This window comes from Ruegeria sp. AL2 (assembly GCF_056540845.1).
Map to the genome: position 1 here is coordinate 1 of NZ_JBQFXM010000059.1, position 1,940 is coordinate 1,940.

Sequence of the window (1,940 nt, forward strand, 5' to 3'; positions counted from 1 at the left end):
GCAGATCGGTGGGGTCTTTCTTACTACGCGGACATCGGGGCAGGCGAAAGTGATCTGACTGCGCAACTCAGTGCCGCCGTCAATTACCGGATCAACAATTGGGACTTGGTGTTTGGTTACCGGTATCTGACCTGGGATCTCGGTAACTCCCAGGTGCTGTCTGATCTGACTTTTCAGGGACCGTTCATTGGCGCAAGGTTCGGGTTTTGAGCCGACAAATGTCAGACCCCCTCGGCCGGCTCGGAGCAAAGAACATCAAGACGTAAGTCCGACAAAGCAATGGAGAGAGATATGAACCTGATTAGATCAATTGGCGCGACCCTCCTTCTTGTCCGTCATCGAATGATTTGGAACACGAGCGTTTGATTGGCTTAGGAGGATCAGGCTCGCCGCAGTTTCAATCTACGCCGCGTTCTGATGATGCAGCAAGCGGCGTTTCTGGATTGTCTGGTGTTTGATTTCCTTTCTGCGTCTGAGGATTGTTTCGGCTCGACCGAAATAGACATCGGCGGGTGTCAGATTGCTGATGCTCTCGTGGTATCGGTTGTGGTTGTAGTGATTGATGAAGTCGCCGATGGCCTGTTCGAGCGCTCCTGGCAGATAGTAGTTTTCCAGCAGGACACGGTTCTTCATCGTCTGATGCCATCGCTCAATCTTGCCCTGGGTCTGCGGATGGTTGGGCGCTCCCCGAACATGATCCATACCCTGCTCATCCAGCCATTTCGCCAACTCGCCAGAGATGTAACTGCTGCCGTTGTCGCTGAGCAGCCGGGGCTTGTGGGCAACGGTGACACTGTCACAACCTGATGCAGCCAAAGCGTCTTCCAGCGTTCCTGTGACATCGTCAGCTTTCATCGTGGTGCAAAGGCGCCAAGAGACAACGTAACGGCTGTAATCATCCAGGATCGTAGACAGGTAGAACCAGCCCCAACCGATGACTTTGAGATAGGTGAAGTCGGTCTGCCAAAGCTGGTTCGGCCGCACAGTCTTCTCATGGAATTCATCCGCCGCTTTGATGGTGATGCAGGCTGGGCTAGTGATCAGATCTTGTGCCTTCAGAAGCCTGTAAACACTGGCCTCAGAAACGAAGTAGCGCCTGGTGTCGGTGAACCGCACCGCAAGCTCGCGGGGCGATAACTCGGGTTCTTCCAGAGCCAGTTCCACGATCTGCTTGCGCACCTTGTCGGGGATGCGGTTCCAAACCCTACCTGGCCGGGAATGGCGATCCTCAAGCCCGGCCTCGCCGAAAGACAGATACCTGTCGTACCAGCGGTAGAAGGTCGTTCTGGGAATGCCGAGCTTTTCCAGTGTGCGTTTGATCGGCAGGTGCGAACCGTCAACCAGCCGGATGATCTCAAGCTTTTCGGATGCGGGATATCTCATTCGTCGTCTCCCCCATCCTCGAACATGCTTTTTTTGAGCAGCCGGTTCTCAAGGGTCAGGTCGGCGACTACCTCTTTCAGCGCCGACGATTCCGCTCTCAAATCCTTCACCTCAGAGCTGGTAGCCTGGCGTGCGGTATCGCCAGCCAACCGCTTCTTACCGGCCTCAAGGAACTCTTTCGACCAGCTGTAATACAGGCTCGTAGCTATTCCTTCACGGCGACACAGCTCCGCTATGCTGTCTTCACCACGAAGCCCATCCAACACAATACGGATCTTCTCCTCTGCCGAATGCTGGCGCCGTGTCTTCCTGCGGATGTCTTTGACAACTCTCTCTGCTGACGCTTTCTGTTTCCCGGATTTCATTCTCATCTCCACTCTCTGATGGTTACGATGAGCCTGAAATCCTCCGCTACGCAATCAACCTAGTCTGTTCCATGGGTGCTGATGGCGGACAGGCCAGCCCTGTTCCGAATACGTGGCATAAACTTGGGCAAAGCCGTCGGGCATGGATACGCGACCGTTTTCCAGCGTGCATCCCTGCCTGTCTCCCGGCTC

At 54.9% G+C, this 1,940-nt stretch carries 1 protein-coding gene and 1 pseudogene; one reads left to right on the plus strand and one right to left on the minus strand.

The annotated features are described in order from the left end of the window. Positions 1 to 210 (plus strand): annotated as a pseudogene (locus ACR0ID_RS20325) (hypothetical protein); the annotation flags it as partial. 192 nt (positions 211 to 402) lie between these two features. Here the strand turns inward: ACR0ID_RS20325 and ACR0ID_RS20330 are convergent. Beyond that, positions 403 to 1,754 (minus strand): IS3 family transposase gene (locus ACR0ID_RS20330; RefSeq protein WP_170717543.1). Its coding sequence is split into 2 segments (ribosomal slippage): positions 403 to 1,418 and positions 1,418 to 1,754, totalling 1,353 coding nucleotides; the frame shifts between segments, so codons are not numbered across the junction. Positions 1,755 to 1,940: the final 186 nt, after the last annotated feature.